The organism is Lactiplantibacillus herbarum, from assembly GCF_001039045.1.
Taxonomy (GTDB): domain Bacteria; phylum Bacillota; class Bacilli; order Lactobacillales; family Lactobacillaceae; genus Lactiplantibacillus; species Lactiplantibacillus herbarum.
Genome location: NZ_LFEE01000036.1, coordinates 24355 through 24624, shown reverse-complemented (window position 1 = coordinate 24624; position 270 = coordinate 24355). Strand labels below are relative to the sequence as shown.

Genomic DNA, 270 nt, shown 5'->3' with positions numbered 1-270 from the left:
GATTGGGCTAATGGTCTTCGTGTTATTCTTCACGTCATTCGGTAGTTCCGTCGACTCAGTCTCGGCTCATCGCCGAGGGGTGACGCATTCTCGTAAACATAAGGTGCGCCACAGCGCTAGCGGGCATGCGAAAAAGTCCCATCGCGCAACGCGTAAGGCCAAGCGCCACGTGGCTAAGCGGCATGCGCCTAAGCGACGTAAGGTAGCGCACAAGAAGAAGCACAAGGCGGCACCGAAGAAGCATAAGGCAGCTAAGAAGAAGAAAAAGGC

1 pseudogene is annotated in these 270 nt (G+C 55.2%); it reads left to right on the top strand.

What is annotated here, in order from left to right:
- Position 1: 1 nt before the first annotated feature.
- Positions 2-270, top strand: a pseudogene (locus ACG95_RS10735) (hypothetical protein); the annotation flags it as partial.